Consider the following 26389-nt stretch of genomic DNA (forward strand, 5'->3'; position numbering starts at 1 on the left):
ACTGAGGGACCCGCCGCACTTCCATCACCATCCATGCCGGTGCACGTGCTGCTGTTCGACCCCGGGACCGATCAGGAGGGCATCCACTCCCTTGAGATCGGCGGCCGCACGGTGGTGCTGCTGTTCGAGGCCCGCGACGACGCCGAGCGCTATGCCGGACTGCTCGAGGCCCAGGACTTTCCCGTCCCCACCGTCGAAGCCCTGGACCGGGAGGAGATGGAGGCCTTCTGCCGCCAGTCCGGCTACGAGGCCCGCTTCGTCCCCGTCGGCTTCCTGCCCCAGACCCCGGAGGAGCGCCTGCTGATCGCCCCGCCCGAGCGCAACATGGACGTGGAGCACTGGCAGGACGAGCCTGCCGCCGGGGCCGCTCCGTCCTCCGGTTCGGCAGTCGCCGATCCGCCACCCGATGCGGCTCCGGAGGCGAGCCGTGAGCCGATCAGCTCCGGGGACCCCGAGCTCGAGGCCTTCCGCCGCCAGCTGGAGGGTCTGCTGTGACGGCCCAGGCCTCGGCGGGTCGGGATCGGGGCCACCTGCTCACCGAGCAGGCCAATCCGCTCAGCGAGCACCTCGACACCCTGCCCACGCCGGAGCTGGTGGCGCTGTTCTGTGAGAACGACCGCGAGCCCCAGCGGGCCGTGGCCGCCGCCGCCCCTGCCCTGGCCGCCGCCGTCGACGCCATCACGGCGCGTCTGCAGGCCGGCGGGCGCCTCTTCTACCTGGGCGCCGGCACCTCGGGCCGGCTGGGGGTGCTGGACGCGGCCGAGTGTCCCCCCACCTTCTGCACCCCGCCTGAGCTGGTGCAGGGGGTCCTGGCCGGCGGTGCGCCGGCGCTGCTGCGCAGTTCCGAAGGCCTGGAGGACCTCTTCGACGCCGGCCGCCACGATCTCGAGGCACGGGGATTCACAGCGGCCGACTGCCTGGTGGGCATCGCGGCCGGCGGTACCACCCCCTACGTGCTCGGCGGGCTCAGCCACGCCCGCGCCATCGGTGCCCTTGCCATCGCCATGGCCTGCGTGCCCGCCGACCAGGTGCCGATGCCGGCGGAGATCGACATCCGCCTGCTCACCGGCCCGGAGCTGCTGGCCGGCTCCACCCGGCTCAAGGCCGGCACGGCCACCAAGATGGCGCTCAACATCCTCTCGACCGGCGTGATGGTGCGGCTGGGCAAGGTGCACGGCAACCGCATGGTGGATGTGGCCGTGACCAACGCCAAGCTCGAGGATCGGGCCCTGCGCATCCTGCGGGACCTGGCGGGGGTCGAGCGGGAGCGGGGCGCCGAGCTGCTCGCCCAGAGCGGTGGATCGGTGAAGCTGGCCCTGCTGATGGCGGCGGCTGGGCTCGAGGCGCCCGAGGCCGCCCGGCAGCTGGAGCGCCACGGTCCCCGCCTGCGCGATGCGCTCGCTGCCTGCGGCGCCAGCTTCAGTCCGGGTACGGCCCCCAGTAGGGCGATGTGAACAGGTCGACCCGGCGGCGGGTTTCGGCCGGCACGTGCTCCGCTGGGGTCATCAGGGCATGGCGCAGGGCGTGGTGAGCGCTGCTGGCGGGGCGGAGCTCCCCGACCCGCGCGGCGGCCTGGCGCACGATCTGCTGGGCCAGGGCGGCATTGGCGCGCAGGTTGTCGATCACCAGCTCCACCGTCACCGACGCGTGTTCCTGGTGCCAGCAGTCGTAGTCGGTCACCATCGCCAGCGTGGCGTAGGCCATTTCGGCCTCCCGGGCCAGGCGGGCTTCGGTGTGGTTGGTCATCCCGATCACGCCGCAGCCCCAGCTGCGGTAGAGCTCCGATTCCGCCCGGGTGGAGAAGGCCGGCCCCTCCATGCAGAGATAGGTGCCGCCACGGTGCAGCTGGCGCCCGGGGGGCATCAGGCTGTCTCCCACATCGGCCAGCAGCCGGCTGAGCACCGGGCAGTAGGGATCGGCAGCCGTCACGTGGGCCACGACACCCCCGCCGAAGAAGCTGAGCGGCCGCTGGTGGGTGCGGTCGATGAACTGATCGGGCACCATCATGTCGAGGGGGCGGTACTGCTCCTGCAGGGACCCCACCGCGGACACCGACAGCACCCACCGCACCCCCAGGGACCGCAGGGCCCAGAGGTTGGCCCGGTAGGGCACCTCCGTGGGCGTGTAGCTGTGGTGGCGTCCGTGGCGCGCCAGGAAGACCACCTCCAGGTCGTCGATGCGCCCGAGCCGCAGCGTGTCCGAGGGCGGGCCGTAGGGCGTGTCCACCTGGATCTCCCGCACCTCCTCGAGCCCGTCCATCGCGTAGAGCCCGCTGCCTCCCAGCACCCCCAGCCGGGCCCCGCCCAGATCGGTGCTGACGGGTTGGGCTGGGGAGGTGCTGCTCATCGGCGGATGGCGGGCGGAGGGAGAACCGACCCCCCATTTTCATCACAGCCCCATACAGTCGGCCTTTGCTCTCCTGCCACCGTGACCAAAGCCCTGATGGAGACGGACGCCGGCACCATCACGCTCGAACTCTTCGAGGCCGATGCGCCCAACACCGTCGCCAATTTCACCAAGCTGGCGAAGGAGGGTTTCTACGACGGCCTCGCCTTTCATCGGGTGATCCCCGGCTTCATGGCCCAGGGGGGGTGTCCGAACAGCCGTGAGGGTGCGCGCGGGATGGCCGGCACCGGCGGCCCCGGCTACACGATCGACTGTGAGATCAACGGCCAGAAGCACCAGGCCGGCACCCTGGCGATGGCCCATGCCGGCAAGAACACCGGCGGCTCGCAGTTCTACATCTGCCACGGTGCCCAGCCCCATCTCGATGGGGTCCACACCGTCTTCGGCCTGACTGGAGACATGGATGTGGTGATGGCCCTCAAGAACGGCACCCGGATCAACAAGCTCACCATCCAGGACTGACCGGCCAGGATCCGGCGCTGCGCTGGGGCTCAGCGCCAGATCACAAACACCTCGGCCTGCAGATCGAGTCCCCTGGCGGCTCCGGAGCTGAGCTCCGCCAGGGGCCGCCGGGTCGGCTCGAGGTCCACGCTCGGGTGGTTGCCCCGCTGGGCATCGGGTCGGAGCAGCAGCCCCACGCTGCGGCTGTGGGGCCACCCGGCCAGGCGCTGCAGCAGCGTTGCCATGCCGGCCGCCGACAGGCTGCCCGCAGGCTGATCACCGGGGCCGATCAGCACCGCCAGGCTGGGATGGTTCAGCAGGGCCAGCAGGCGGGGATGCTCCTCCCGCTCCAGCAGCAGGCCCTGCTCCAGGGCCCAGGCCTGCAGTTGCTCCAGCCGCTGGGCGAGCAGCCGCTCATCCGGTTCCTCCGACCCGGTGTCCCCCGTCCAGGCCAGCACGGCCGTGGGGCCCAGGGGGCAGCTCGGTCCATCCCCCATCAGGTGCCCCAGCTTGGAGCGCTTGACGGCCAGGTAGTCGGCGTTGTGGGCGCTGGCATCCATCACCAGCGGCACCCGGTCCTCCACCTGCAGGCCGTAGCCCCCCAGGCCGGCGATCTTGCGGGGGTTGTTGGTGATCAGCCGCAGCCGATGCACGCCCAGGTCGCTGAGGATCTGGGCTCCCACACCATAGTTGCGGAGGTCGGCGGGAAAGCCGAGGCGCTCGTTGGCCTCCACGGTGTCCAGGCCCGTGTCCTGCAGGGAGTAGGCCTTGAGCTTGTTGATCAGGCCGATGCCGCGGCCCTCCTGGCGCAGGTACACCACCACCCCTTCCCCGGCGGCCTCGACCATCCGCAGGGCGGCCTCCAGCTGGGGCCGACAGTCGCAGCGGAGCGATCCGAAGGCATCGCCGGTGAGGCACTCGCTGTGCACCCGCACCAGCACCGGCCCCGTGGCCTGCTCCGGATGGCCTTTCACGATCGCCACGTGCTCGCTGCCGTCCAGCTCGTTGCGGTAGCCGATGGCGCGGAAGCTGCCGAAACTGCTGGGCAGCGCCGCCTCGGCCTGCCGTCGCACGAACCGCTCGGTGTCCAGGCGGTAACCGATCAGGTCGGCGATGTTGATCAGCCGCAGTCCATGGCGGCGGGCATAGGCGGCCAGCTCGGGCAGCCGGGCCATGGACCCATCGGCGTTCTGGATCTCGCAGATCACCCCGGCGGGGTAGAGGCCCGCCAGCCGGGCCAGGTCCACGGCGGCCTCGGTGTGGCCGGCCCGCTTGAGCACGCCCCCCTGGCGGGCGCGCAGCGGGAAGATGTGCCCCGGCCTGCGCAGGTCCTCCGGCCGGGTGGCGGGATGGATGGCCACCTGGATCGTGCGGGCCCGGTCCTCGGCGGAGATGCCCGTGCTCACCCCGTTCTCCGGGCCGGCGTCCACACTCACCGTGAACGCCGTCTGGTTTTCGTCGGTGTTGCGATCCACCATCAGGGGCAGATCGAGGGCGTCGAGCCGTTCGCCCTCCATCGCCAGGCAGATCAGCCCGCGGGCCTCGGTGGCCATGAAGTTGATCTGTTCGGGGGTGGCGAACTGGGCCGCACAGATCAGATCGCCCTCGTTCTCGCGGTTCTCGTCGTCGACGACGACGATCGATTCGCCGTTGCGGATCGCCGCCAGGGCATCGGCGATGGCATCGAAACGGATCTCCCTCGCCGCGCCCGGCGCCGATCCCGGCGGCGGGGTGGACCCGGTGCTGGCGGACGACTGGTTGCGCAGAAGGGTCAACGCGGGCGGTGGGGCCGAAGGACCCGGGCGCAATCATCCTTTATAAAGCCCGGGACGTACTCCCCTCCGGGGCTTCGCCATGGCCAGCAAGCGCGTTGCGGTGATCGGTGCCAGTGGCTATGGCGGTCTCCAGACCCTGCGGCTGCTGCACGACCATCCGGACCTGAGCGTCACCTTCCTGGGCGGGGAGCGCAGCAGCGGCAAGCGCTGGAGCGAGCTGACCCCCTTCCTGCCCCTGCCCGGCGATCCGGTGGTGCAGAACCCGGACCCGGACGCCATCGCCGCGGCCGCCGACTTCGCCGTGCTGAGCCTGCCCAACGGCCTGGCCGCCCAGCTCGTGCCCGCTCTGCTGACCCGCGGCGTGCGGGTGGTGGACCTCTCTGCCGACTACCGCTACCGCTCCCTGCAGACCTGGAAGGAGGTCTACAGCAGTGAAGCCCTGGCCCTCAACCGCGGCGACGAGGATCTCTGCGCCGAGGCGGTCTACGGCCTGCCGGAGTGGGAGGAGCGGCGGATCCGCAGCGCCCGGCTGGTCGCCGCCCCCGGCTGCTTCCCCACCGCGTCGCTGCTCGGTCTGCTGCCCCTGCTCAAGCAGGGACTGATCGAGCCATCGGGCATCGTCATCGATGCCAAGACCGGCACCAGCGGCGGCGGGCGGGCGGCCAAGGAGCACCTGCTGCTGGCCGAGGCCTCCGAGGCGATCGCCCCCTACGGCGTCGTCGGCCACCGTCACACCAGCGAGATCGAGCAGATCGCCAGCCAGGTGGCCGGCCAGCCCATCCAGCTGCAGTTCACCCCCCACCTGGTGCCGATGGTGCGCGGCCTGCTGGCCACGGTGTACTGCCGCCTGCGGGATCCGGGTCTCACCGCCGACGACTGTTCCACGCTGATCCGCACGGCCTACCGCGACGCCCCCTGTGTCGAGGTGCTGCCCGTCGGCACCTACCCCTCCACCAAGTGGGTGCGTCAGACGAACCGTGCCCTGATCGGCGTGCAGGCCGATACCCGCACCGGCCAGCTGATCGTGATGGGTGCCATCGACAATCTGGTGAAGGGCCAGGCCGGCCAGGGGGTGCAGTGCCTCAACCTGATGGCGGGCCTCGCCGCCACCACGGGCCTCCCCCTACTGCCCTTCTACCCCTAGGGCGCGGTCCAGGTCGCGGGCTGCCAGCCGCACCCCCAGGGGCAGGATCCGATGTTCCTGGCGGCGGATCCTGGCGGCGAGCTGCGCGTGGCTGTCGCCGGGAAGCACGGGCACCGCGGCCTGCACCAGGATCCGACCGGCGTCGACGGCCTCGCTCACCAGATGCACCGTGCAGCCGCTCAGTTTCACGCCGGCCGCCAGGGCCTGCCCCACCGCATCCATGCCGCGGAAACTGGGCAGCAGGGAGGGGTGGATGTTCACCAGCCGGTCCGGGAAGGCCTGGATCAGGGTCGGCGTGACGATCCGCATCCATCCGGCCATCACCACCAGATCCACCGCCGCCTGGCGAAAGGCCTCGATCAGGGCCCGGTCGAGGGCCTCGCGGCTCGGCTGTTCGCGGTGATCGAGCAGCCGGCAGGGCACCCCGAGCCGTTCCGCCCGGACCTGGGCGCCGCAGCCCCGGTTGTTGACCACCAGCAGGGCCATCTCGGCGGCCAGCCCGCCCGCCCGGGCCGCGTTCACCAGGGCCTCGAAGTTGCTGCCCTCCCCCGAGGCCATCACCCCGAGCCGAAGCGGTCGGCCCTGGTGGAGCGAATCCGCCGGTTCCTGCGGTGGCAACGGCCACTGGATGCTGGGCCCGTGATCGCTAGGGTCGGTCAAAGCGGGCATCGGGTCCATGTCCCATCTCTCCATCCTGCCAACGGTGCTGCGTGACACCGAGGGCCTGGCCGCCAGCCTGCGGGCCCTCGGCCTGACGCCCATCCGGGGGGGCAGCCTCGCGGGTTTCGGCGGCGAACGCCAGCCGGTGCTGCTCCAGGTGGCTCTGGAGGACGATCTCGCCCTGGGCTGGACCCGCCAGGTTGATGGAACCCTGGCGCTGGTCGGGGATCTTCAGAAGATCAGCCGCAGCCGTTCCCTGCAGGAGCTGCTGGGGTGCATCACCCGCGGCTATGCCGCCCGCATGGCCCTCGCCGCGGCCGAGCAGTTCACGGATGCCCACGTGAGCGTCAGCCCCTGACCCTGCTGCGGTGCCCCTGTCGTCCTTGCCGGCCTTCGAATTCGATTTCCTCGGTGCCCTGTCCCATCAGGTGACTGTCCGGCTTCAGCACCGCCCCCGCCGTTCCTGCCTCCGCTTCTCCCTTCCCGCCTGGACTCCAGGCTCCTACCTGATCCGCGATTACGTCAGCCAGCTGGAGGGTCTGGAGGTCACCCAGCAGGAGCGCATCCTGCCCGTGAGGCGCACGGGCACCAGTGCCTGGCAGCTGGATCTGCCCAGCCTGGAGCCGGTGGAGATCCGTTACCGGATCCTGGCCAAGGATCTGACCGTGCGCACCTGCCACTGCGACGCCGACCATGGCTTCCTGGCCCTGGCCGCGGTGGCGCTGGAGCTCGAGGGCGAGCGCTGGAGCCCCCATCGGCTGCGGCTGTGCCTGCCCGAGGGCTGGCAGCCCTTCGTGCCCCTGCCCGCCGACCCGGACGGGGGGTGGACTGCCCGCGATTTCGACCAGCTGGTCGACACCCCGATCGAGGTCGGTCCCCATGCCGCCCACTCCTTCGGTGTGGCCGGCGTGCCCCACCGCTGGGTCAGCTGGGGCCGCACCCTGGGTGGGGCCGATCCGGTCGCGGAGGATCCCGGCTGGCTGGCCGATGTGGAGCAGGTGTGCCTGGCCTGCTGCCGCCTGATGGGGGTCGAGAGGCCGGCGGCGGACCACTACCTGTTCGTGCTCCACCTCAACGACAACGGCTACGGCGGCCTCGAGCACGACGCCAGCACGGTGCTCCAGTACGGACGCCGGCGCCTGGCCCAGCCCGATGGCCGCCGCAAGCTGCTCCAGCTGGTGGCCCACGAATACCTCCACCAGTGGAACGTGCGGCGGCTGCGGCCGGCCGAACTCATCCCCTACGACTACAGCCGGCCCGTGGTCATCCCGACCCTCTGGTTTGCTGAGGGAGTCACGAGCTATGTGGATCAGCTGCTGCCCCACGCCGCGGGGTGCTGCAGCGAAGAGGAGGTGCTGCGCGATCTCGCCAGCGACCTGAGCCGCTACCTGCTCACCCCGGGGCGCCGGGTGCAGAGCCTGCGCCAGAGCGGCGAGGAAGCCTGGGTGAAGCTCTACCGGGCCGATGCCCATGCCCCGAACAACCAGATCAGCTACTACCTGAAGGGGGCGGTGCTCTCCCTGGTGCTGGACCTGCACCTGCGCCGTCACGGCAGTGCCCTGCCCGTGGTGCTGCGCGACCTCTGGCGCCGCCTGGGGGCGGCCGGCCGGGGCTACCACGAGGAGGATCTGGTGGCCGCCTTCGCAGCGCAGGCCCCCGATCTGCAGCTGCTGCTGCCGGCCTGGCTGCGCGGCCTGGAGGATCCCCCGCTCGCGTCCGCCCTGGGCTTCGTCGGGCTGAAGCTCGAGCCCGCCACCGCACCGCTCCAGTGGGTGGGCTGGCAGCTGCAGGCCGCACCGCAGGGCTTGACGCTGCAGCGTCTCGTGCGTGACGCTCCTGCCCAGAGCGCTGGGCTGACGGTGGGCGACGAACTGCTGGCCCTGGACGGGTGGAGGCTTCGCCAGCCGGAGGATCTCACGGCCCTGCTCCCGCCGGACCGCCCGCCTGTTGCGCGCACCGTGCTCTACAGCCGCGACGGTCAGGTGCGCACCACCCGGCTGCTGCCGGAGCCGCCGGCCGTGGACCACTGGAGCCTCGTCTGCGATCCCGAGGCCTCCGAGGCGGCGGCGGAGCGGCGTCGCCGCTGGCTCACCCTGGAGCTGCCATGACCCTGCGCCGACAGCCGCTTGTCCTGGCAGGGCTGGCCTCCGGCATCCTCGGCCTCGGCGGCATTGGCTGGCTGGCTCGTGACCTCTCCAACTCCGAAGGGCGCCGGGGTCAGGCCTCCCTGCTCGAACTGCTGGAGGAGGTGCGCCAACCCCCGATGGCTCCGAAGCCGGGTCGCCGCAATGCCCCATCCCCCCCCGGATCCAGAGCCTGGGCCTCACCCCTGCGCCGCAGCTGCCCGCCGGGCGGGGACCAGGGCCGCAGACAGCGGCTTCAGACCCTGCTCACCGAGCTGCGCAGCGCCCCGGTGCGGGTGCGGATCGATCCCACCAACTACGGCAAGCGCTTCAGCCGGGATGCCTTCGGCAACCCGCTCGATCCCACCCCCCGGGTGGTGGTGCTGCACGAGACCGTGTACGGCATCGGCTCCGCGATCAACACCTTCCTCACCCCCCACCCCAGGGATGAGGACCAGGTCAGCTACCACGCCCTGATCGGCCTGGACGGCAAGGTGGTGCAGCTGCTGGATCCGAGCCAGCGGGCCTTCGGCGCCGGCAATTCCGCCTTCCGGGGCCAGTGGGTGGTCACCAATCCCGAGGTGGGCGGCTCGGTCAACAACTTCGCGCTGCACATCAGCCTCGAGACGCCCCTGGATGGGGAGGACGACGGCCCGCGCCACAGCGGCTACACCGCAGCCCAGTACGACGCCCTGGCCGTGCTGCTGGCCGACTGGATGGAACGCTTCCCCATCCCCCCGGACCACATCACCACCCACCGGGCGGTGGATCTGGGCGGCGAGCGGGCCGATCCCCGCAGCTTTGACTGGAAGGCCCTGGAGAGCAGGCTGGCCACGCTGGGAAGCCTGTGCTGAGCAGCTGGCCCCCTCCGGCTGGGGCTCCGCTTCAGATGAGCGGTGAGACGGGCGGTCGGCGCAGCCCGTAGAGCATGGCGTGGAGTTCGGGGTCCTGCATCGAGCGCAGGATGCGCCGGGGATAGTCGAGCTTGCCGTTGTGGAGATAGGCCAGGGTGGCCAGGGCCTTGGCCTCCCGCGGGCTGGCGCTGGCCTGGAGGACCCGGCCCGGAGGCAGCCCCAGTGCCTTGCTGAGCCGGGCGAACTTGCCCACCAGCAGGCTGATGTTCTGCCTGGGGTCGAGCAGCTGGCGGCGGGCCTCCACGATCTCCTCGGGGGAGGCCTCGGGACTCAGCAGACCCTGGTGCACCATCTCGCCCAGGCCGAGCTGGGCCGGACCGTGGGTGCTGAACAGTCCCGAATGGGCGGCCAGCGGCAGGTCCTCACCCGGCTTGGCATGCCGCATCTCATCGAACAGCACCGCCGTCACCAGCATCGGGTTGATGCCCTGACGGGCGGATTCGCTCAGGATGGTGGGCCGCAGTTCCTCGATGCGGGCCAGGGTGTGGTTCCGCAGCGGCTGGAGCTGGTCGATGCCGCTGGTGAACAGCTGGGCGATCCGCGGCTGGGGACCATGCACCCCGAAACGACGCTGCAGCTCCTGGAGTTCGCTGGCGGAGAACTGGAGCGGGTCGCCCCCCTCACCGGGCGTGGAGGGGTGGAGCAGGGGTGCCTGCGCCCCGTGCTGGAGGCGGGACGGCGTCTGCGGCTCCGGCCCTCGGTTGACGGGAAGGGCGGCCACCAGGGCCAGGGCCATCACCAGCCCCACCCGCCTCGGCAGCGCCACTCGCTTCGGCAGCGCCGGCCTCCGTTCCGGGCGCCCCAGTCCCCGCCGCCCGGGTCCCCGTCCGAGGCGGACCGGCAGCAGGGAGAAGGGTTTCCCCACAGCGGCGAGAGGGGGCACAAATACCTATCGAGAAGTTCCTGCATCTTAAGAAGGATTTCCAGATTGTTCCCGCCAGGCGGAACGGTCCATCGGCCGGCCCCACTTCTGGAGGTTGGCCGGGGTCAGCCCTAGGTTTCCTGCGAGAGAACAGCCGTTCACGGACGGCCCCGAAGCCGAGGACATGCCCGCCGATTTCGATGGCTCCAATCCCGCCACCCGGTGGGCGCGCTTCTGTGATCTGCTCTGGTACGACGAGGGGCTGGGGCTCTGGCTCGACGTGAGCCGGATGGCCCTGAACCAGCGGGACATCGAGGGGATGCAGCCCGCCTTCGCCAAGGCCTTCGCGGCCATGGCGGCCCTGGAATCCGGTGCCATCGCCAACCCGGACGAGCAGCGGATGGTCGGCCACTACTGGCTGCGGACCCCGGAGCTCGCCCCCGATGCCGAGACCGCCGGCCACATCGCCGGCGAAATCGACCGGATCGAGGCCTTCGGCCACCAGGTGCTGGCCGGAGGGCTGCAGGCCCCCGGCGGTGGGACCTTCACCGATGTGCTCTGGATCGGCATCGGCGGCTCCGGCCTCGGGCCCTTGCTGGTGATCGAAGCCCTCCAGGCCGAGGGCCAGGGTCTGCCCTTCCATTTCATCGACAACGTCGATCCCCAGGGGATCAGCCGCATCCTCGGCCGCCTCGATGACCGGCTCGGCACGACCCTGGTGATCGTGGTCAGCAAGTCCGGCGGCACCCCGGAGCCCCGGATCGCCATGGAGCAGGTCCGCGCCCGCCTGGAGCAGCGCGGCGGTCGCTGGGCCGGTCAGGCTGTGGCCGTCACGATGGTCGGCAGCCGGCTCGACCGACTCGCCGAAGCCGAGCAGTGGCTGGCCCGCTTCGACATGTTCGACTGGGTGGGTGGTCGCACCAGCATCACCAGCGCCGTCGGACTCCTGCCGGCTGCCCTGACCGGCACCGACCTGCGCGCCTTCCTCGACGGCGCCGCCGCCATGGACGCCGCGACCCGCGCCGCCGCGTTGACCGCCAATCCCGCGGCCCTGCTCGCGGCCTCCTGGCATGTGGCCGGCCATGGGCGCGGCCAGCGCGACATGGTCGTGCTGCCTTACCGCGACCGCCTGGCCGTGTTCAGCCGCTACCTGCAGCAGCTGGTGATGGAGAGCCTGGGCAAGAAGCTCAGCCGCGATGGTCAGGTCGTGAATCAGGGCATCGCCGTCTACGGCAACAAGGGCTCCACCGACCAGCACGCCTATGTGCAGCAGCTGCGGGATGGGGTCGACAACTTCTTCGTGAGTTTCATCGAGGCTCTCGATGATCCGGCCGACATCCCCGCCCTGGCGGGCGAGCGGCCCGGCGATGTGCTCGAGGGGTTCCTGCAGGGCACACGAACGGCCCTGATGGAAAGCGGTCGCCAGAGTCTCACCATCACCCTGCGCCGTTTCGACGCCCGCAGCCTTGGTGCTCTCGTTGCCCTGTTCGAGCGGGCCGTGGGCCTCTACGCCGAACTGGTGAACGTCAATGCCTACGACCAGCCGGGGGTCGAGGCGGGCAAACTCGCCGCCGCCTCCATCCTCGACCTGCAGGGCCGGCTCGAGGGACTGCTGGCCGATGGCGCCCCCCGCACCCTCGAGGCCCTGGGGCAGGAGCTGCAGACCGCCGATCCCGAGCCGCTCTTCTGGATCCTGCGCCATCTCAGTGCCAATGACCCGGCCTACCGGGTCAGCGGGAGCTGGGCAGAGCCGGCTTCGCTGGCCTTCGCCCGGGTCTGAGTGCCCGATCCCTTGCGTTGATCGGCTCAGTCGATCCCTTCAACTTGAGGCGGAGGTGTAGTACCGCAGGGCATGGCGCCAGAACCAGCGGCTGGCCAGGGCGGCGATCAGCGCCATCGCCATGGCCCCCAGGGTCCAGGGCACGGAGGCCCGGCCGAGGATGGCTTCGGCGGGCACCGTGGTGAGGAAGGCCACCGGCAGCACGAAGGTGAACACCAGCCGCAGGGCCGGCGGGTAGGCACTCACCGGATAGCGGCCGGCCACCAGGGTGTAGCGCAGCACCTCGGTGGCATTCCAGATCTTCACGAACCAGATGCTGAGCGCCGCCAGCAAAAACCACAGGCTGTACAGGATCACGGCGCTGCTGACCAGCATCAGGGCCGCCAGACCCACGGCCCAGGCCTCCCAGCTGGCGCCGGCCCTGCCGGCGGCCCAGAGGCTGAGCCCCAGCCCTGCGGCGATCCCCGGCACGCCCCAGGGCGAGAACATCCGGGCGGAGAGCCAGAACTGGCTGTCCACGGGCTTCAGCAGCACAAAATCCAGCGTGCCGTTCTGCACATGACCCACGATCCTGCTCAGGTTGGGTTGGAGCACGCAGCTGGTGAGGCCATCCAGCAGCGTGTAGAGCCCCAGCACCACCAGGGCCTGGTGCCAGCTCCAACCGCCCAGCCGCGCTGCCGGGTCCTGGTCGGCCCCGCCGAACAGCAGGCCGAGCACGAACACGCTGCCGGCGAGGTTGCCCAGCACCGCGATGGCCTCGATCCAGAAGTTGGCGGGATATTCCAGTTCCGCCTGCAGGGACGTGCTCCAGAAGCGCAGCAGGCTGCGGCCGTAGCGGGCCAGGCGGCCGGGGCCCGCCATCAGGCCCCCATGGCGCCGTAGCGCCGCAGGCCCCGGCGCCAGAGCCAGGCGATCGGCGGCAGCAGCGCCAGACACCAGAGGGCGATCGCGCCGAACCCCTCGCGGGCGAGCACCGGCTCGCCCGCCAGCAGCCGGGCGGGGAAATCCACCATCCAGGGAAACGGCGTGGCCATGGCGATCCGGCGCATCAGCGGCGGGAAGGTCTCCAGGGGGGCCACCAGGCCGGAGAGAAACAGGTAGGGAATCATCAGCAACCGATCCAGCGCCGCCGCCCGTTCCGTCCAGAAGCAGGCCATGGCGGTGAGCGTCTGCAGCAGGAAGCGCAGCAGGAAGGCCGCGCCGATCGCGAGCACCCCCAGCACCAGCGCCTCGGGGCGGGGCACCCGCAGCATCCCCGGGGCCACCAGGGCCACCCCGAGCAGCATCACCGCCACGAACGGCACGCGGGTGGCCTGTTCGGCCAGGTGGGCACTCAGGTAGCGCCACAGGGGAAGCAGGGGCTGGAGCAGGTAAGGGGAGAGCTTGCCCTGCAGGGTGTCCTCCTCGAAGACGTGGATCATCCACACCACCGTGAACTGACGCACCAGGAAGGCCGCCAGGAAGTAGGGCCCCAGCCGTTCGGGCCCCAGGCCCGCGGCGGCGGCCGCTCCGGAGCCGCTCCAGACGCCGAGCATGATCAGGGGGAGCACTCCGGAGAGGGCCCACAGGGCGATTTCGGCCCTGTACTCGAGCATGTAGGCGTACTGGGTCTCGAGCAGCACCCGGGCGATGCGCCAGGTGCGGCCAGGCCGCCAACCACGGCTCGGCAGCCCGCGCTGCCCGGGCCTCAAGCCGCCGCCTCCCGCCGGAACAGCTCGCCGATCAGCTGCTCGATCGGCGGGTCCGCCACCTCCAGGTCCACCACGGCGAAGCGTCCCAGCAGGGCCGCGACCCGTTCGGTGAGCTGCTCCCGCGGAATGCGCAGCCGCACCTGGTGGCCCTGGTGACTCTCCACCACCCCATAGGCCTCGAAGGTCCCGGCCGGCTGCAGGTCCTGGAGTTCCAGGCGCACCTCCCGGTGCGGCGCGAGCTCCTGGGTGAGGCGCTCCAGCGATCCGTCGTGGAACAGCTGGCCCTCGTGGATCAGCAGCACCCGGCGGCAGAGGGCGGTGATGTCTCCCATGTAGTGGCTGGTCAGCAGCACCGTGGCGCCCGTGCGGCGGTTGTAATCGGCCAGGAAGTCCCGCACCCGGGCCTGGGCGTTCACATCCAGGCCCAGGGTCGGCTCGTCGAGGAACAGGACCGCCGGCTCGTGCAGCAGCGCCGCCAGCAGCTCGGCCTTCATGCGCTGCCCCAGCGACAGCTTGCGCACCGGGCGTCGCAGCTCCTCCCCCAGCTCGAGCATCTCGGCCAGCTGGGCGATCCGCCGCTCCGCCACCCGGTCCGGAATCCCGTAGACCGCCGCATTGACCCGGAAGGAGTCGAGGGCGGGCAGGTCCCAGATCAACTGCTGCCGGTTGCCCATCACCAGGGTGATCTGCTGCAGGAAACGCTCCTGGCGGCGAAAGGGCACGCAGCCGGCCACGGCGACCCGGCCCCCACTCGGCTCGATCAGCCCGGTGAGCATCTTCAGCGTGGTGGTCTTGCCGGCGCCGTTGGGGCCCAGGAACCCCACCACCTCCCCCGGCGTGATGGCGAAACTCACCTCCCGCACCGCCGCCACATCGCGGTAGCGGCGGCGCAGGAAGTGGCGCAGCGTTCCCCCCAGGCCGGGACGCTTGTCGGCCACCCGGAACGTCTTGCTCAGCGCCCGGGCCTCGATGATCGGCATCGCGTCGCCGTTCAGAACCAGTGCCCCATCGAGACGCCGAGCATGTCGGCGCTCGGCCAGGCTCCCAGCCCCATCAGGCCGCTGGCCAGCAGGTCGAAGGCGCTGCTGCCGGTACCCAGATCCTGCCGGGCGGCCCACTCGGCCTCCTGCACGGCCTGCTCATCCAGCCCGAGGGCGTCCACCAGGCGCCGGTAGGCCAGCTTCTCCTGCAGGTTCACCGCCGAGGGTTCCCCGGCCGTCCGGCTGGCGTTCACCATCTGATAGGCCAGCTTGAGGGCGAGCTGGCGCTGGTCGTCGGACTCCAGCATCCCCACCAGGTGCTCCAGCGCCCGCGGATCGGGGCTCTCTCCCGCGAGGCGGGCGGCGGCATCCGCCGCCAGGATCGGGCTGGCCGCCTCCGGCATGGTGTCGGCGACGATCCGCTCCAGCAGCTGGCGCTCCTCCTCGGCGAAGTCGCCATCGGCCCAGGCCACCCAGCAGACGATCCGCAACAGGGCGCGCTGGGAGGGCCTGAGCTGCTCGGTGGGGCGGACCATGGCGCAGCCTGGGGTTCTGGAGCCATTCTGGGGGCCGCACCCGACCCCCTGCCATGGCCCCGATCCCAACGCGGCCAGGCCCCCGCTGGTGGGTCAGCGGCGATCTCGACGGTCTGCTGGGTCTGGGCCTCGACAATCTCATCCAGATCCTGCTGATCCTGGGCCTCTGCCGGGGCTTGCTCGGCTATCCCGACGCCCTGGTCTTCGGCACCGTGCTGCCGGCCACGGGGATCAGCCTGGTCGTGGGCAATCTCGCCTACGCCCGCCAGGCCTACCGGCTGGATCAGCGCGAGGGTGGTTCGGGGCGCACCGCGCTGCCCTACGGCATCAACACCGTGAGCCTGTTCGCCTACGTGTTCCTGGTGATGCTGCCGGTGAAGCTGGCGGCGCTGGCGGCGGGACTGAGCCCGGAGGCGGCCGTCACCCTGTCGTGGCAAGCGGGCCTGATGGCCTGCCTGGGGTCGGGGTTGATCGAGGTCGGCGGCGCCTTCGTGGCCGATCTGCTCCAGCGCTGGCTGCCCCGGGCGGCCCTTCTCTCGACGCTGGCCGGCATCGCCCTCGGCTACATCGCCCTGGGTTTCCTGCTGCGCACCTATGCCCAGCCCCTGGTGGGTCTGGCCGTGCTCGCGGTGATCCTGGTGGTGTATTTCGGCGGGGTTCGCCTCCCCCTGCCCGGGGGGCTGGTGGCCGTGCTGCTCGGCATCGCCCTGGCCTGGAGCAGCGGACTGCTCACGGTGGATCCGCTCAGCTGGCGCCAGGCCACCCAGCAGCTCGGTCTGCACCTGCCGCGGCTGCAGCTGGGCGCCCTCTGGTCAGCCCGCAGCGAACTGCTCCCCTGGCTCGGCGTGATCGTGCCGATGGGGCTGTTCAACGTGATCGGCTCCCTGCAGAACCTGGAGAGTGCGGCGGCGGCCGGCGACACCTACCCCGTGCGCTCCTCCCTGCTGATCAACGGCATCGGCACGGTGGCGGCGGCGCTGTTCGGCTCCTGCTTCCCCACCACCCTCTACATCGGCCATCCCGGCTGGAAGGCGATGGGGGCCCGGCTCGGCTATTCCTGGGTCAACGGCCTCGTGATGGGAGCCGCCTGCCTGGCCGGCGCCTTCGGCGTGATCGGCGAGCTGGTGCCGATCGAGGCCGGCATGGCGATCGTGCTCTACCTGGGGGTCGTGATGGCAGCGCAGGCCTTCCAGGCCACCCCGCGCCACCACGCTCCGGCCGTCGTGCTGGGGATGCTGCCGGGCCTGGCCGGCTGGGGTGCCCTGATGCTCAAGGCCGGTCTGCGTGCCGCCGGGGCCGGCACCCAGGCCCTGCCGTTCGGGCCCGCCCTGCTGCCGCCCCTGGAGAGGGCGGACGTCTGGGCCAGCGGGGTCTTCGCGCTGGAGCAGGGCCTGATCATCACGGCGATGCTGCTGGCGGCTCTGCTGGTGTACGTGATCGAGCAGCGCTTCCTGGCTGCCGCGCTCTGTGCTGCGGTGGCGGCCCTGGCCGCGTGGTTCGGAATCATCCACGCCTGGCGTTTCGACCAGGCCGACACCGTGCTGTCGCTGGGCTGGGGAGCGGGCAGCCCCTGGGCGGCGGGGTACGGCGCGATGGCCCTGGTGCTGCTGCTCACGGCGCTCTGGCAGCGCCGTCGGGGGATCGGTAGGCGTCCGCCTGATCAGGGGCCCACCCCGGCCACCCCGGCCAGGCCAGCCGCCACGGCAAGGCCCAGGTAGGTCCCCACCAGGTAGCCCAGCAGGCCGATGGCCACGGCGGGCAGCGCCAGGTCGGGGCGGCGCAGGGCGCTTCCCAGGGCCAGGGCGGTGCTGGGCCCGCCGACGGCGGCCTGGGATCCCACCAGGGATTCCACCAACCCCCAGCCGAGATACCGACCCAGCACCAGGACCACCACGCCCTGAACGGCCACGATCAGGGTGGCCAGCAGCAGCACCCAGCGGCCCTCCCCCAGCAGCCCCGCCACGGGGGAGCTCAGACCGATCACGGTGAAGAACGGCTGGATCAGCAGCAGGCCGCAGGGGTAGGTCAGGCCGTTGCGGGCCACGGCTGGCAGCTGGGCGGCCAGCAGCGCCACGCTGGTGAGCACGAGGATGGCGGGCAGTCCGGGCCAGAGGATCTGGGCCCAGCCGGTGAGCAGGTCGCTGACCAGCACCACCCCCACCCCCCAGAGCAGGGCGACGGCACCCTGGCGGCTGAGCAGCTGGCGAGGCTGGGCCTCCAGCCGTTGCCAGCCCGGGTGCGCCGCGGCCTCTTCAGGCCCGGGCCGTGGCACCGCCGCTGCCGATCCGGCCAGGCGGTCCTTGCGGCGGCCCAGGCCCAGGCTGATCAGAAACCAGACGCTGAAGACCACGTGGTCGGCCGCGGTGGCGATCAGCACCAGTTCCTGCGGGGGGTTCAGGGTGCGGGCCACCGAGACGAAGTTGAGGCTCCCCCCGCTGAAGGTGGCCGTGAACAGCCCGCTCAGGGCAGGCAGATCCCCTCCCAGCTGGGGGGCCAACAGCCAGGCTCCGAGCGCCGTGCCGGCCACGGTGGCGACCACGGCCACGCTGAAAGGCTGCAGCAACCGCTGGGCACCGGGCCACACCCGACGCAGATCGACGGCCAGCAGCAACAGGGCAATGGCCAGCGACGTGAGGGGACCGTTGATCCACCCCTCCGCTGCCGCCTCCGGCCGCCAACCCAGCAGGTTGGTGGTCAGCAGGCCGAGGAACAGCACCAGCAGGGTCATCCCCAGCTGCCGCCCCACGGGGGTGTGCTCCGCCAGCCACCAGCCCACGGCCGTGAGCAGGGCGATCAGCAGGAGGGAGAGCACCATGCCCGTGGCTGGCCTAGAGGCCTCCCACGATGGGCCACCAGCGGCTGGCGGCCAGCAGGGTGTCGTCGTCCCACCCCTCGGCCCTGCGGCACTCGGCCTGCTGCGAGTCCAGCAGCGAGCCGTGCAGCGTTTCCCCCAGGGCCGCCCGCAGCAGGCTGCTGCGGCCGAAGGCCTGACTGGCTTCGGCCAGGCCGGCCGGCAGCCGGGGTGGGGCCTCGGCGCCCAGGCGAGCGGGATCCCCTTCGATGGGCTCCGGCAGCGGGTAGCTCGTGGCCAGCCCCTCCGCCACCGTCGCCAGCACAGCCCCCAGCAGCAGGTAGGGGTTCGCAGTGAGGTCGGCGACCTTGAGCTCGAGGTGGGCAGCGGCCCCATCGCCGCCGGCCGGCACCAGGCGCAGGGCGGTTTCCCGGTTCTCGATGCCCCATGCCTGGAACGGTGCCGACCAGCTGCCCGGGGCCAGGCGTCGGAAGGAGACGGGATGGTTGCAGGCCAGGGGCAGCAGCGCCGGCAGGTGCTCCAGCAGGGAACCGAGCAGCGAGGCCCCAGCCTCCGACAGCCCCCCTGGTCCGCTGCCGCCCTGGAGCAGCGGGTCACCGTGGCGGCGGACACTGAGGTGGAGGTGGCCGCCGTTGCCGACCAGCTCGGCCATCGGTTTCGGACTGAAGCTGCAGTGCCAGCCGAACCGGCGGCTGACGCGCTGCACCAGCAACTTGGCCAGCACGAGCCTGTCGGCAGCCTCCAGGGGGCTGCCCGGCGCGAGGGACAGCTCGAACTGGCCCCGGCCGTATTCCGGGTGGAACTGGAGCCAGGGGAGTCCGGCGCTGTCGCAGGCATCGCCGATCGCGGCGGCGTAGTCCAGTCCCTCCACCAGCCGGTCGGCGCCGTAGGGGCCCCCTGCCATCACGGCCTCCAGCGCCCGGTCCTCTGCCGTTGGGAGACCCACCATCCACTCCAGTTCAAAACCCGCCTGCACGGTCAGGCCGTTGTGCTCCAGTTGCCGCTGAAGGCGCTGGCAGCAGCTGCGCTGATCACCGGCGTAAGGGGTCCCATCCCGATGGCGTCGGTTTCCCGGCGCCCAGGCCCAGCCGCTGCTGGCCTCCAGGGAGGTCAGGGCCTCCAGGTCGGCCACCAGCCGCAGGTCGCCATCGGGGCGGGCCAGGCCATGGGCCGGATCGATCACCCCATCGCTGCGGAAGGCGTCCGAGACCGGCGAAAACCCGACTCCGACCCGAGCCGCGGCGGCCAGCGCGCCGATCGGCACCACCTTCACCAGGGTCGCGCCCGCATGGTTCACCCAGCTGATGGCCAGACGCCGCAGACCGCTGTGCCGCAGCTCCCGTTCGAGAGCCGCCAGGTCGAGGGGGGCGTCAGCCATGGCCGGAGCCGATCTGTCCTCTCACCATGGTGGGTGCGCCTCCGTCCGCGCGCATGGACCCCGCTGTCGATCCCCTTCCGCGTCTCGATCCCGCCCGCACCGCCCTGCTGCTGGTGGACCTTCAGGAGGGCACCTGCGGCAGCTCCCAGCCGCGTCCGCGGCCGCAGTTCGATGCCCTGGTGCGGCAGCGCACCCTGCCGGCGGCCCGCCGTGCCCTGGCCCTCGCCCGGGGGGCGTCCCTGGAGGTGATCCACACGGTGATCGCCGATCTCACGGCCGATGGGCGGGATCGCAGCTTCGACTACAAGCGCTGCGGGATGGGGTTCGCCCCCGGTTCCCCGGCCACCCGGGTCATCGCCGAGCTGGCTCCCCTGGCCGATGAGCTGGTGCTGCCGAAGAGTTCCTCCTCGCCATTCAGCTCCACGACGCTCGACTACCTGCTGCGCAACATCGGCATCGAGGTTCTGGTGGTGATCGGCCTGCTCACCGACCAGTGCATCGACCACACCGTCAAGGATGCCGCCGATCGCGGCTACCGGGTGCTCTGCCTCACGGATGCCTGCATGGCCGAGAGCCTGGAGCGTCACCAGCAGGCGCTGGAGTGCTTCCGCGGCTATGCCCACCTGCTGGCGGTCGACGACTTGGCGCGGCTCTTGCCGGCGGCCCCCTAGCCGAGCCGGCAGCCCAGCTGGATCCGGCCGGTGTCGAGCAGCCGGCCCAGCCGGATGGCGGTGGCTTCCTCCACCCGGTTGAACTGCTGCTGGTGGCTGGTCACCCACTGCAGTTCGCCCGGGGTGATCACCCCGGTGAGCAGGGCCTCGAGGAAGAGCGTGCCGACGCACAGGTCGCTGCTGCTGGAGGCCTTCGCGCTGGCACGGAACGCGTTCGGGATGGTGCTAGGGGACATCACGTTGGCTCTGGCTTGGGGCAATTCTGGTGGGATCGGCGCTTCCGCCCAGCCCCCGGGGGGCGACTGACACAGTTGCCCTCCGGGGGCTGCAGACCGGGCCGGATCAACTGCGCCGCAACCATCCCGGTGCCCCCGAGAACCAGTCGCCGAGGTCATCGGGGTCACGCCGGGGGCCCGGTTCGGGATCCGCACTGCCCAGATCCAGATCGCGCAGCAGGCGATCCAGGCCATCCAGCGGTGCGCCCTGCTGCTCGCGCCGCGCCCGCCGCAGCCAACCCGCCACGGTGGGATGGCGATCGGCGTGCTTCTGGAGCTCGATCCGTTCCTGGAGGCTCACCGGTTCTCCCGCTGCGATCCGCCGCAGAACCGCGTGGAGCCGAAGCCGTACCTGGGGACTGAGCATGGAGGGGCAGCCGCTGGGCCAAGGGTTCCGAGCCCCCGTCCCGGCAGCGGTGTCGATCCACACCAACCGCCTGTTGTGTCAGGGCTCTCCCATGGGAAAACCTTCCGGCCGCCACGGCGGTACTGACTAGCGTGGATTCCACGGCACCAGCTCCGGCGCGATGCCGCCTCGCTTCTCGCCCCGCTGCTTGCCCCGCGTTCCCCTGGGCACCCTGCCTGCACGGCCCACCCTTCAGCCCGATCCCTTCGCTGCCCTCCGCGTGATCGCTCTCCGATGACCAGCATCGACTGGCTCTGGATCATCCATCCCGCTCTCGCGGTCGTGCTGGTCTATCCCCTGCTCGGCATGGTGCTGCGGCTGGCCCAGCAGACCCGCCAGCGCCGCATCGCCAAGGTGAAGCACCCCCCCAGCGTCGGTACGGACCATGCCGATCTGGGCCGCTGGCTGGCGGCGGCGGTGGTCGGCATCGAGCTGGTCGCCTTCGCGGTGGTGATCGTCACCAAGGTGCCTTCGGCGCTCAGCCCCGGCCGTGCCGCCCTGCTCCTGCTGGTGCTGGCCGGCACCGTGGCCGCCCTGCTGGCCCTCTGGCGCGTCAGGCAGGCGGCCTACCGCGCCGCCTTCGCCCTGCTCTGCTTCGCCGGGGTGCTCGGCCTCGGCCTGCAGCCGGAAGTCTGGCGACTCAGCGACAACCCCCTGGAGCCGGCCTTCTGGCAGTCCCATTTCTGGGGAGGGATGGGGCTGACCGGCCTGATGCTCTTCTCGGTGGCGGCACGGCCTGAGATCCTGCGCCAGCTGCGCTGGCGCAGGCTTCACCTCTCAGCCAACATCCTGGCCGCCCTGATCTTCCTGGCCCAGGGAATCAGCGGGCCCCGGGATCTGCTGGAGATCCCGCTCAGCTGGCAGAAACCCGCGGTCTACGCCTGTGATTTCCAGCGGCAGGTCTGTCCTCCGGCCGCTCCCGTTCCTCCCCCCGGAACCTGATGCGCCTCCCCTGGGCGGTCCTGCTGCTGGCCGTCCTGGCCGGCCGCTATCTGCACTGGCGGGTGACCAGCACCCTGGTGCTCGATGGCGTGCTGACCGGCAGTGTGAGTCTGACGATGCTGGTGGCCGAGGTCTGGCTGCTGGCCCACGGCTTTCTGCAGCTCCTGTTCAGCCTGGCCCCGGATCCCGGCTTGACCGACCGCTGCGCCCATGCCGCCGCACTGCTGGAGCGCCGCTGCCGGCTGCAGCCGGAGCGCCTCCCCGCCGTGGATGTGCTGGTGCCGACCTATGGCGAGCCGCTGGCCGTGGTCGAACGCTGTCTGCGCGGGTGCAACGCCCTCGACTATCCCCTCCTCACCGTCTGGCTGCTGGACGATGGGGCCCGGTCCGAGCTGCGTGAGCTGTGCGCGGAGCTCGGTTGCCGTTACCGCAGCCGGGAGGCCCGGGACCACGCCAAGGCCGGCAACCTCAACCACGCCCTCCCCGGTCTGGGCGGCGAGCTGATCGCCGTGTTCGACGCCGATGTGGTGCCGCTCCCGGGGTTCCTCTCCCGCACGGTGGGCCTCTTCGACGACGATCGGGTGGGCCTGGTGCAGACCCCCCAGACCTACATGAACGCGGATCCGGTGATGCGCAACCTGCGGCTGGAGCGTTGGCTGATGCCCGACGAGGAGAGTTTCTACCGCTGGGTCGAGCCGGTCCGTCAGGGGGTCGGGGCCGTGGTGTGCGCCGGCACCTCCTTCGTGGTGCGGCGAGAGGCCCTGCTGGCGGTGGGCGGTTTCGAGACGGCCACCCCCTCCGAGGACCTGGCCACGGGCATCCGGATCACCGCCGCCGGATGGCGTTGCCTGTTCGTGCCGGAGAAGCTCAGCGCCGGCCTGGCTCCCTTCACCGCCGCCGCCATGGCCCGCCAGCGCTGCCGCTGGGCCAGCGGCACGCTGCAGACCCTGCGCACGCGGGCCAACCCTCTCACCATCCCGGGACTGAATCCCCTCCAGCGGCTGGCCTTCCTGGAGGGGATCCTGCACTGGTTCAATGCCCTGCCCCAGCTGGTGCTCTCCCTGATGCCGCTGAGCATCGGGGTGCTGGGGGTGGCGCCCCTCCAGTTCACCGCCGCCGGTCTGCTGCAGCAGGCCCTGCCGTTCTACGGGGCGCAGCTGCTGCTGGCCCGCTGGTTCAGTGGCCAGGCCCGGACCGCGATCCTGCCCGAGCTCTACCGCTGGATCTTTCTTGTGCCCCTGATCGGGGCCCTGGCGCGCACGACCCTGAACCGGCCGGATCACTTCCATGTCACGCCCAAGGCCCTGGCCACGGGACGGCAGCTGGGCCCCGATCCGCGGCTGCTCCTGCCCCTGCTCACCCTGCTCACCCTGCAGCTGCTGGCCCTGGTGCACCTGCTCGCCCCGAGCCCGGCCACGGCCATGCGCCCCCTGCCGCCCCTGGCGGGCGGTGCCCTGGCGCTGGGGGTGAGCTGGGGGCTGCTCAATGGCCTGCTCCTGCTGCTGGCGATCCGCACCTGCTGGGACCGTCCGCGGCACTCCGACGTGCCCTGGTTCGCGGTGGCCACCGAGGCTGGGGAGGCTGCGCTGATCGCGCGGCTGGCCGATCGACCGGTTCGGCTGCAGGCGATCAGTGAAGAGGGTGTCGAGCTGACGGGGGCAGCCGGGACGGCCGCGCGTCTGCAGCCCGGTCAGGTGCTGCGGCTGTCCCTGGTGCTGGTGGAGTCGTCAGAGTCGTCGGAGTCGTCGGAGACGGATCCCGCCGCCTGGCCCGTGACGGTGGCGCTCACCCGGGGCGACCGGATCGGCTGCTGCTGGGGCCCCCTGACCTCTCGGCAGCGCGAGGCCCTGCAGGAGCTGCTGTACCGCCGACCGGGCCTGTGGCCGGTGCGGCGGGCTCCGTCCGAACCGCTGGCCCTGGCCGTGCTGGTCGGCAGGCTGTTCCGACCGGTTCCCCCCGAAGGCTGGTTTCGGCGCAGCCTGCTGCCGATCCGGCTCGGTGCCATCCCCGCCCGGAGGGCGTCCACGCTTCAGCAGTTGGCGGCCTAGGGCGTTGGGGCCTAGTCCAGGGGCGGGTAGCTCGGCTCCCAGCTGGCCCGATCCAGGCAGGCGAGCGCCTCGGCGGGGCTGGCGGCCAGCCGCGCCAGCCCCTGCTCCACCGCTGTGACCGCCACCGCTTCCGCCACGGCGCGGGACACGGCGCGGACCTCGGAGAGGGGCGGCATCAGGGGCTGGCCCGGGTCGCGGGCGGCGGGAATGGCCGCCGCCAGGGCCTTCAGGGCCGCATCGATCATCTCGTCGGTCACCTGCCTGGCCCCCACCGCCACGCAGGCGAAGCCGAGGCCCGGGTAGAGGAAGCAGTTGTTGCACTGGCCGATCACCCGGGGCACGCCTTCCCACGGCACCGGCGCAAAGGGGCTGCCGGTGGCGACCAGCACCCGCCCATCGGTCCACTGCAGCAGGTCGGCCGGGGTGGCTTCGGCGAGGCTGGTGGGGTTCGAGAGCGGCAGGATCACGGGCCGGGGGGTGGCGCTCGCCATCGCCTCCACCACCTCGCGGCTGAACGCGCCGCGGACGGTGGAGGTGCCGATCAGCACCGTGGGCCGCACCCGCCGGACCACCTCCAGCAGGCCGATCCCCCCGTCGCCGCCCGCCTGGAACAGGCCCCGCTCGGCGGCGGGGCGGGCGAAGGTCTGGGCCGCCGGCGGGATGTCGGGCTCCCCCTCGATGAGCAATCCGGCCCGGTCGATGGCCCAGAGGCGGGCGCGGGCTTCGGCCGGCTCCAGCCCCGCGGCCTCGAGGAGCCGCACCAGCCGGTCCGCGATGCCACAGCCGGCCGTTCCCGCCCCGAAGATGACGATCCGCTGCTGGGTGAGCTCCTGGCCGAGCCCCTGGCAGGCCGCCAGGACGGCCGCCGCCGCCACGCCGCTGGTGCCCTGGATGTCGTCGTTGAAGCTCGGCAGCTGCTGGCGGTGGCGTTCCAGCAGCCGGCGGGCCTGACGGTTGCCGAAGTCTTCCCAGTGCAGGAAGGCCCCGGGAAACACCTCCGCCACGGCGGCGACGAAGGCGTCCACGAAGGCGTCGTAGGCCTCGCCGCCCAGGCGCGGGCGGCGCAGGCCGGGGTAGAGGGGATCCTCCAGCAGGCTGGCCCGGTCGGTCCCCACATCAAGGGTCACGGCCAGGGCGCGGCCCGGGTGCAGTCCACTGCAGAGGGTGTACACGGCCAGCTTCCCCTGGCAGATCTGGATGCCGCCGACGCCCTGGTCGCCGAGGCCGAGGATCCCAGCGCCGTCCGTGACAAGCACCAGCTCCACCGGCCCCGGGGCCGCCTGGCGCAGCAGTTCGGGGAGCTGCCCCTGGTGCTCCGGCGTCAGGTAGACACCCAGGTCGGGTGGTTGGTGGGCATGGCCGAAGCCCTCGATCACCGCCCCCACGGTGGGGGTGTACACCACCGGCAGGGCCTCCTCCACGTGATCCCGCAGGAAGGCATGGAAGAGGGTGAGATTGCTGCGGCGCAGCCTGCTCAGGTAGGTGAAGCGCTCCAGGCTGCCCTGCAGCCGGCAGAAGCCCTCCCAGACCCGCTGCACCTGCACGTCGAGGGTCTCCACCGCCGCCGGCAGCAGGGCTTCGAGCCCGAGGGCCCGGCGCTCCCGGTGGCTGAAGCCCGTGTCCCGGTTCAGCAGCGGATCCGCCAGCACCGCCGTCCCCCGGCGCCGGTCGGGCTCCGAGGGGGTGGCTCGGATCCTGGTGGTGTAGCTGAACTCGGAGCTCACGCCGGTGCCGCGGTAATGGCCGCTCACCGGGGCGGCCAGGCGGTGATCGGCCGTGGCCGCCAGAACCACGTGGCCATCGGCCACAGCCAGGCCCAGGCTGGGGTCATATCCGCGCCAGCCGCCCCCCGGGAGCCAGACCTCCGCCCAGGCATGCAGCTCGTGCTCACTCACCTCCGGTGGATGGTGCATCGAGTAGCCGCTGACGAAACGGGCCGCCAGTCCGAGGCTGCGGCACGCGTCCACGTAGAGCACGGCCGTGTCGCGGCAGGCCCCCTGCCGCTGGGCCAGGGTCTCCGCCGCCGGCATGGGCTCCCCGTCGAAGCGCCCCACGTGGTGGAAGGTGTGGTGGATGCGGTCGGCCAGGTGCATCAGGACGTCGGTGGTGCGGTGCTCCACCTCCGCGGCGAGGGCGGCCGCCCAGCGGGCGACCGTGTCATCCACGGGATCGCCGGTGCCGCCTGCCAGGAACGGGGCCAGGGCCTGGGCCTGGACCGGGGGGTAGGCCATGGGCAGGGTCTGGCTCCCCGGCTCGGTCAGGATCCAGTCGAACGGGTTCTGCCGCAGGGTCTCCACCACAGCGGTCGAGCGGATCGACAGCCGCTGGCGCAGGTCGCTGAACCAGCAGACCGTGGCGTCCCCACCCCCCGGCTCCAGCACCACGGAGCAGCCGTCCGCGGGGTCGCTCAGCTGGAGCGTGTGGCTCAGCACCCGCTGGGTCCCATCCTGGCGGGGGGTGAGGCGCAGGGTGTGCGGTTCGAGAAACACCGGCCGCCCGTAGCGGTAGTGCAGCTCGTGGTGGATCTCAAAGAACATCGGGATGG

25 protein-coding genes are annotated in these 26389 nt (G+C 71.6%); 12 read left to right on the forward strand and 13 right to left on the reverse strand.

Going from position 1 to position 26389, the window contains the following annotated elements; translation table 11 throughout:
* Nucleotides 1-33 precede the first annotated feature (33 nt).
* A complete protein-coding gene (locus tag ACLNEE_RS00110; RefSeq protein WP_411423360.1) occupies nt 34-495 on the forward strand; it encodes a DUF3110 domain-containing protein in 462 nt (153 codons plus the stop codon).
* Nucleotides 492-1454, forward strand: a complete 963-nt coding sequence (murQ, locus tag ACLNEE_RS00115; protein WP_411423361.1) for an N-acetylmuramic acid 6-phosphate etherase — start codon at nt 492-494, stop codon at nt 1452-1454. The genes ACLNEE_RS00110 and murQ overlap by 4 nt, the downstream gene beginning before the upstream one ends.
* Here murQ and mtnP read toward each other — a convergent pair.
* Complete coding sequence (gene mtnP / locus ACLNEE_RS00120; protein ID WP_411423371.1) at nt 1420-2307, reverse strand: S-methyl-5'-thioadenosine phosphorylase; 888 nt, start codon at nt 2305-2307, stop codon at nt 1420-1422. The two genes, murQ and mtnP, sit on opposite strands and share 35 nt — an antisense overlap.
* 120 nt (nt 2308-2427) lie before the next feature.
* On the opposite strand from mtnP, the gene ACLNEE_RS00125 reads away from it, so the two are divergent.
* Nucleotides 2428-2868 carry a peptidylprolyl isomerase gene (locus tag ACLNEE_RS00125; RefSeq protein WP_411423362.1) on the forward strand — a complete coding sequence of 147 codons (441 nt, stop codon included), beginning with the start codon at nt 2428-2430 and terminating at the stop codon, nt 2866-2868.
* A 29-nt stretch (nt 2869-2897) separates the two neighbouring features.
* On the opposite strand, the gene ribBA is transcribed toward ACLNEE_RS00125, so the two are convergent.
* Nucleotides 2898-4541, reverse strand: coding sequence for a bifunctional 3,4-dihydroxy-2-butanone-4-phosphate synthase/GTP cyclohydrolase II (gene ribBA, locus ACLNEE_RS00130; RefSeq protein WP_411423372.1), 1644 nt, complete (start codon nt 4539-4541; stop codon nt 2898-2900).
* A gap of 160 nt (nt 4542-4701) precedes the next feature.
* Between ribBA and argC the strand changes: the two genes are divergently transcribed.
* Nucleotides 4702-5766, forward strand: a complete 1065-nt coding sequence (gene argC / locus ACLNEE_RS00135; protein WP_411423363.1) for an N-acetyl-gamma-glutamyl-phosphate reductase — start codon at nt 4702-4704, stop codon at nt 5764-5766.
* On the opposite strand, the gene purN is transcribed toward argC, so the two are convergent.
* Nucleotides 5746-6435, reverse strand: coding sequence for a phosphoribosylglycinamide formyltransferase (purN, locus tag ACLNEE_RS00140; RefSeq protein WP_412006648.1), 690 nt, complete (start codon nt 6433-6435; stop codon nt 5746-5748). The two genes, argC and purN, sit on opposite strands and share 21 nt — an antisense overlap.
* Nucleotides 6436-6442: 7 nt before the next feature.
* Between purN and ACLNEE_RS00145 the strand changes: the two genes are divergently transcribed.
* The 3 genes from ACLNEE_RS00145 to ACLNEE_RS00155 are packed head-to-tail and all read left to right on the forward strand — an operon-like array spanning nt 6443 to nt 9403.
* Complete coding sequence (locus ACLNEE_RS00145) at nt 6443-6784, forward strand: DUF1257 domain-containing protein (protein ID WP_411423365.1); 342 nt, start codon at nt 6443-6445, stop codon at nt 6782-6784.
* Between the two features lie 25 nt (nt 6785-6809).
* A complete protein-coding gene (locus ACLNEE_RS00150) occupies nt 6810-8534 on the forward strand; it encodes a M61 family metallopeptidase (protein WP_411423366.1) in 1725 nt (574 codons plus the stop codon).
* Nucleotides 8531-9403, forward strand: a complete 873-nt coding sequence (locus ACLNEE_RS00155) for an N-acetylmuramoyl-L-alanine amidase (protein WP_411423367.1) — start codon at nt 8531-8533, stop codon at nt 9401-9403. Before ACLNEE_RS00150 ends, ACLNEE_RS00155 begins: the two co-directional genes overlap by 4 nt.
* Nucleotides 9404-9434: 31 nt before the next feature.
* On the opposite strand, the gene ACLNEE_RS00160 is transcribed toward ACLNEE_RS00155, so the two are convergent.
* Nucleotides 9435-10346, reverse strand: coding sequence for a hypothetical protein (locus ACLNEE_RS00160; protein ID WP_411423368.1), 912 nt, complete (start codon nt 10344-10346; stop codon nt 9435-9437).
* A gap of 163 nt (nt 10347-10509) precedes the next feature.
* Between ACLNEE_RS00160 and ACLNEE_RS00165 the strand changes: the two genes are divergently transcribed.
* The gene (locus tag ACLNEE_RS00165; protein WP_411424286.1) at nt 10510-12105 is read left to right on the forward strand and encodes a glucose-6-phosphate isomerase; all 1596 of its coding nucleotides are present in this window, start codon (nt 10510-10512) and stop codon (nt 12103-12105) included.
* Nucleotides 12106-12144: 39 nt separating this feature from the next.
* On the opposite strand, the gene ACLNEE_RS00170 is transcribed toward ACLNEE_RS00165, so the two are convergent.
* From ACLNEE_RS00170 to ACLNEE_RS00185, 4 genes are read right to left on the reverse strand one after another with little or no spacing between them, the layout of a single operon-like run.
* Entirely contained in the window at nt 12145-12966 is an 822-nt protein-coding gene (locus tag ACLNEE_RS00170) for an ABC transporter permease (RefSeq protein WP_412006649.1), read from the reverse strand.
* Nucleotides 12966-13796 (reverse strand): ABC transporter permease, encoded by an 831-nt coding sequence (locus ACLNEE_RS00175; protein ID WP_411424288.1) that lies wholly within the window; start codon nt 13794-13796, stop codon nt 12966-12968. The genes ACLNEE_RS00170 and ACLNEE_RS00175 overlap by 1 nt, the downstream gene beginning before the upstream one ends.
* Entirely contained in the window at nt 13793-14776 is a 984-nt protein-coding gene (locus ACLNEE_RS00180) for an ABC transporter ATP-binding protein (protein ID WP_411424289.1), read from the reverse strand. The genes ACLNEE_RS00175 and ACLNEE_RS00180 overlap by 4 nt, the downstream gene beginning before the upstream one ends.
* 11 nt (nt 14777-14787) lie before the next feature.
* Complete coding sequence (locus ACLNEE_RS00185; protein ID WP_412006650.1) at nt 14788-15312, reverse strand: hypothetical protein; 525 nt, start codon at nt 15310-15312, stop codon at nt 14788-14790.
* Between the two features lie 53 nt (nt 15313-15365).
* On the opposite strand from ACLNEE_RS00185, the gene ACLNEE_RS00190 reads away from it, so the two are divergent.
* Nucleotides 15366-17030: an NCS2 family permease gene (locus tag ACLNEE_RS00190; protein WP_411424291.1), complete on the forward strand. Its 1665-nt coding sequence runs from the start codon at nt 15366-15368 to the stop codon at nt 17028-17030.
* On the opposite strand, the gene ACLNEE_RS00195 is transcribed toward ACLNEE_RS00190, so the two are convergent.
* A complete protein-coding gene (locus ACLNEE_RS00195; protein ID WP_411424292.1) occupies nt 16973-18127 on the reverse strand; it encodes a DUF819 family protein in 1155 nt (384 codons plus the stop codon). The genes ACLNEE_RS00190 and ACLNEE_RS00195 overlap by 58 nt on opposite strands.
* A 13-nt stretch (nt 18128-18140) precedes the next feature.
* Nucleotides 18141-19502: a type I glutamate--ammonia ligase gene (locus ACLNEE_RS00200; RefSeq protein WP_411424293.1), complete on the reverse strand. Its 1362-nt coding sequence runs from the start codon at nt 19500-19502 to the stop codon at nt 18141-18143.
* A gap of 53 nt (nt 19503-19555) precedes the next feature.
* Here ACLNEE_RS00200 and ACLNEE_RS00205 point away from each other — a divergent pair, with 53 nt between their 5' ends.
* Entirely contained in the window at nt 19556-20173 is a 618-nt protein-coding gene (locus ACLNEE_RS00205) for a cysteine hydrolase family protein (RefSeq protein ID WP_411424294.1), read from the forward strand.
* Here the strand turns inward: ACLNEE_RS00205 and ACLNEE_RS00210 are convergent.
* Both ACLNEE_RS00210 and ACLNEE_RS00215 read right to left on the reverse strand, forming a co-directional pair.
* Nucleotides 20170-20409, reverse strand: coding sequence for a hypothetical protein (locus ACLNEE_RS00210; RefSeq protein ID WP_412006651.1), 240 nt, complete (start codon nt 20407-20409; stop codon nt 20170-20172). The genes ACLNEE_RS00205 and ACLNEE_RS00210 overlap by 4 nt on opposite strands.
* A 106-nt stretch (nt 20410-20515) precedes the next feature.
* Nucleotides 20516-20815 carry a hypothetical protein gene (locus ACLNEE_RS00215; protein WP_411424296.1) on the reverse strand — a complete coding sequence of 100 codons (300 nt, stop codon included), beginning with the start codon at nt 20813-20815 and terminating at the stop codon, nt 20516-20518.
* Between the two features lie 273 nt (nt 20816-21088).
* Between ACLNEE_RS00215 and ACLNEE_RS00220 the strand changes: the two genes are divergently transcribed.
* Together ACLNEE_RS00220 and ACLNEE_RS00225 are read left to right on the forward strand one after the other, a co-directional pair.
* Nucleotides 21089-21796 (forward strand): DUF4079 domain-containing protein, encoded by a 708-nt coding sequence (locus tag ACLNEE_RS00220; RefSeq protein ID WP_411424297.1) that lies wholly within the window; start codon nt 21089-21091, stop codon nt 21794-21796.
* Nucleotides 21796-23844, forward strand: coding sequence for a glycosyltransferase family 2 protein (locus ACLNEE_RS00225; RefSeq protein ID WP_412006652.1), 2049 nt, complete (start codon nt 21796-21798; stop codon nt 23842-23844). The genes ACLNEE_RS00220 and ACLNEE_RS00225 overlap by 1 nt, the downstream gene beginning before the upstream one ends.
* Nucleotides 23845-23855: 11 nt before the next feature.
* Here ACLNEE_RS00225 and maeA read toward each other — a convergent pair whose 3' ends face one another.
* The gene (maeA, locus tag ACLNEE_RS00230) at nt 23856-26381 is read right to left on the reverse strand and encodes an oxaloacetate-decarboxylating malate dehydrogenase (protein WP_411423836.1); all 2526 of its coding nucleotides are present in this window, start codon (nt 26379-26381) and stop codon (nt 23856-23858) included.
* Between the last annotated feature and the right edge of the window lie 8 nt (nt 26382-26389).

This window comes from Aphanothece stagnina RSMan2012 (assembly GCF_046764815.1).
Lineage (GTDB): Bacteria > Cyanobacteriota > Cyanobacteriia > PCC-6307 > Cyanobiaceae > NIES-981.

Bases quoted from the DNA above. Each gene is read 5' to 3' on its own strand.
- ACLNEE_RS00110 (WP_411423360.1), top strand. From the start codon at position 34: ATGCCGGTGCACGTGCTGCTGTTCGACCCCGGGACCGATCAGGAGGGC.
- argC (WP_411423363.1), top strand. From the start codon at position 4,702: ATGGCCAGCAAGCGCGTTGCGGTGATCGGTGCCAGTGGCTATGGCGGT.
- purN (WP_412006648.1), bottom strand. From the start codon at position 6,435: ATGCCCGCTTTGACCGACCCTAGCGATCACGGGCCCAGCATCCAGTGG.
- ACLNEE_RS00145 (WP_411423365.1), top strand. From the start codon at position 6,443: ATGTCCCATCTCTCCATCCTGCCAACGGTGCTGCGTGACACCGAGGGC.
- ACLNEE_RS00155 (WP_411423367.1), top strand. From the start codon at position 8,531: ATGACCCTGCGCCGACAGCCGCTTGTCCTGGCAGGGCTGGCCTCCGGC.
- ACLNEE_RS00165 (WP_411424286.1), top strand. From the start codon at position 10,510: ATGCCCGCCGATTTCGATGGCTCCAATCCCGCCACCCGGTGGGCGCGC.
- ACLNEE_RS00170 (WP_412006649.1), bottom strand. From the start codon at position 12,966: ATGGCGGGCCCCGGCCGCCTGGCCCGCTACGGCCGCAGCCTGCTGCGC.
- ACLNEE_RS00180 (WP_411424289.1), bottom strand. From the start codon at position 14,776: ATGCCGATCATCGAGGCCCGGGCGCTGAGCAAGACGTTCCGGGTGGCC.
- ACLNEE_RS00185 (WP_412006650.1), bottom strand. From the start codon at position 15,312: ATGGTCCGCCCCACCGAGCAGCTCAGGCCCTCCCAGCGCGCCCTGTTG.
- ACLNEE_RS00190 (WP_411424291.1), top strand. From the start codon at position 15,366: ATGGCCCCGATCCCAACGCGGCCAGGCCCCCGCTGGTGGGTCAGCGGC.
- ACLNEE_RS00195 (WP_411424292.1), bottom strand. From the start codon at position 18,127: ATGGTGCTCTCCCTCCTGCTGATCGCCCTGCTCACGGCCGTGGGCTGG.
- ACLNEE_RS00200 (WP_411424293.1), bottom strand. From the start codon at position 19,502: ATGGCTGACGCCCCCCTCGACCTGGCGGCTCTCGAACGGGAGCTGCGG.
- ACLNEE_RS00205 (WP_411424294.1), top strand. From the start codon at position 19,556: ATGGACCCCGCTGTCGATCCCCTTCCGCGTCTCGATCCCGCCCGCACC.
- ACLNEE_RS00210 (WP_412006651.1), bottom strand. From the start codon at position 20,409: ATGTCCCCTAGCACCATCCCGAACGCGTTCCGTGCCAGCGCGAAGGCC.
- ACLNEE_RS00215 (WP_411424296.1), bottom strand. From the start codon at position 20,815: ATGCTCAGTCCCCAGGTACGGCTTCGGCTCCACGCGGTTCTGCGGCGG.
- ACLNEE_RS00220 (WP_411424297.1), top strand. From the start codon at position 21,089: ATGACCAGCATCGACTGGCTCTGGATCATCCATCCCGCTCTCGCGGTC.
- ACLNEE_RS00225 (WP_412006652.1), top strand. From the start codon at position 21,796: ATGCGCCTCCCCTGGGCGGTCCTGCTGCTGGCCGTCCTGGCCGGCCGC.
- maeA (WP_411423836.1), bottom strand. From the start codon at position 26,381: ATGTTCTTTGAGATCCACCACGAGCTGCACTACCGCTACGGGCGGCCG.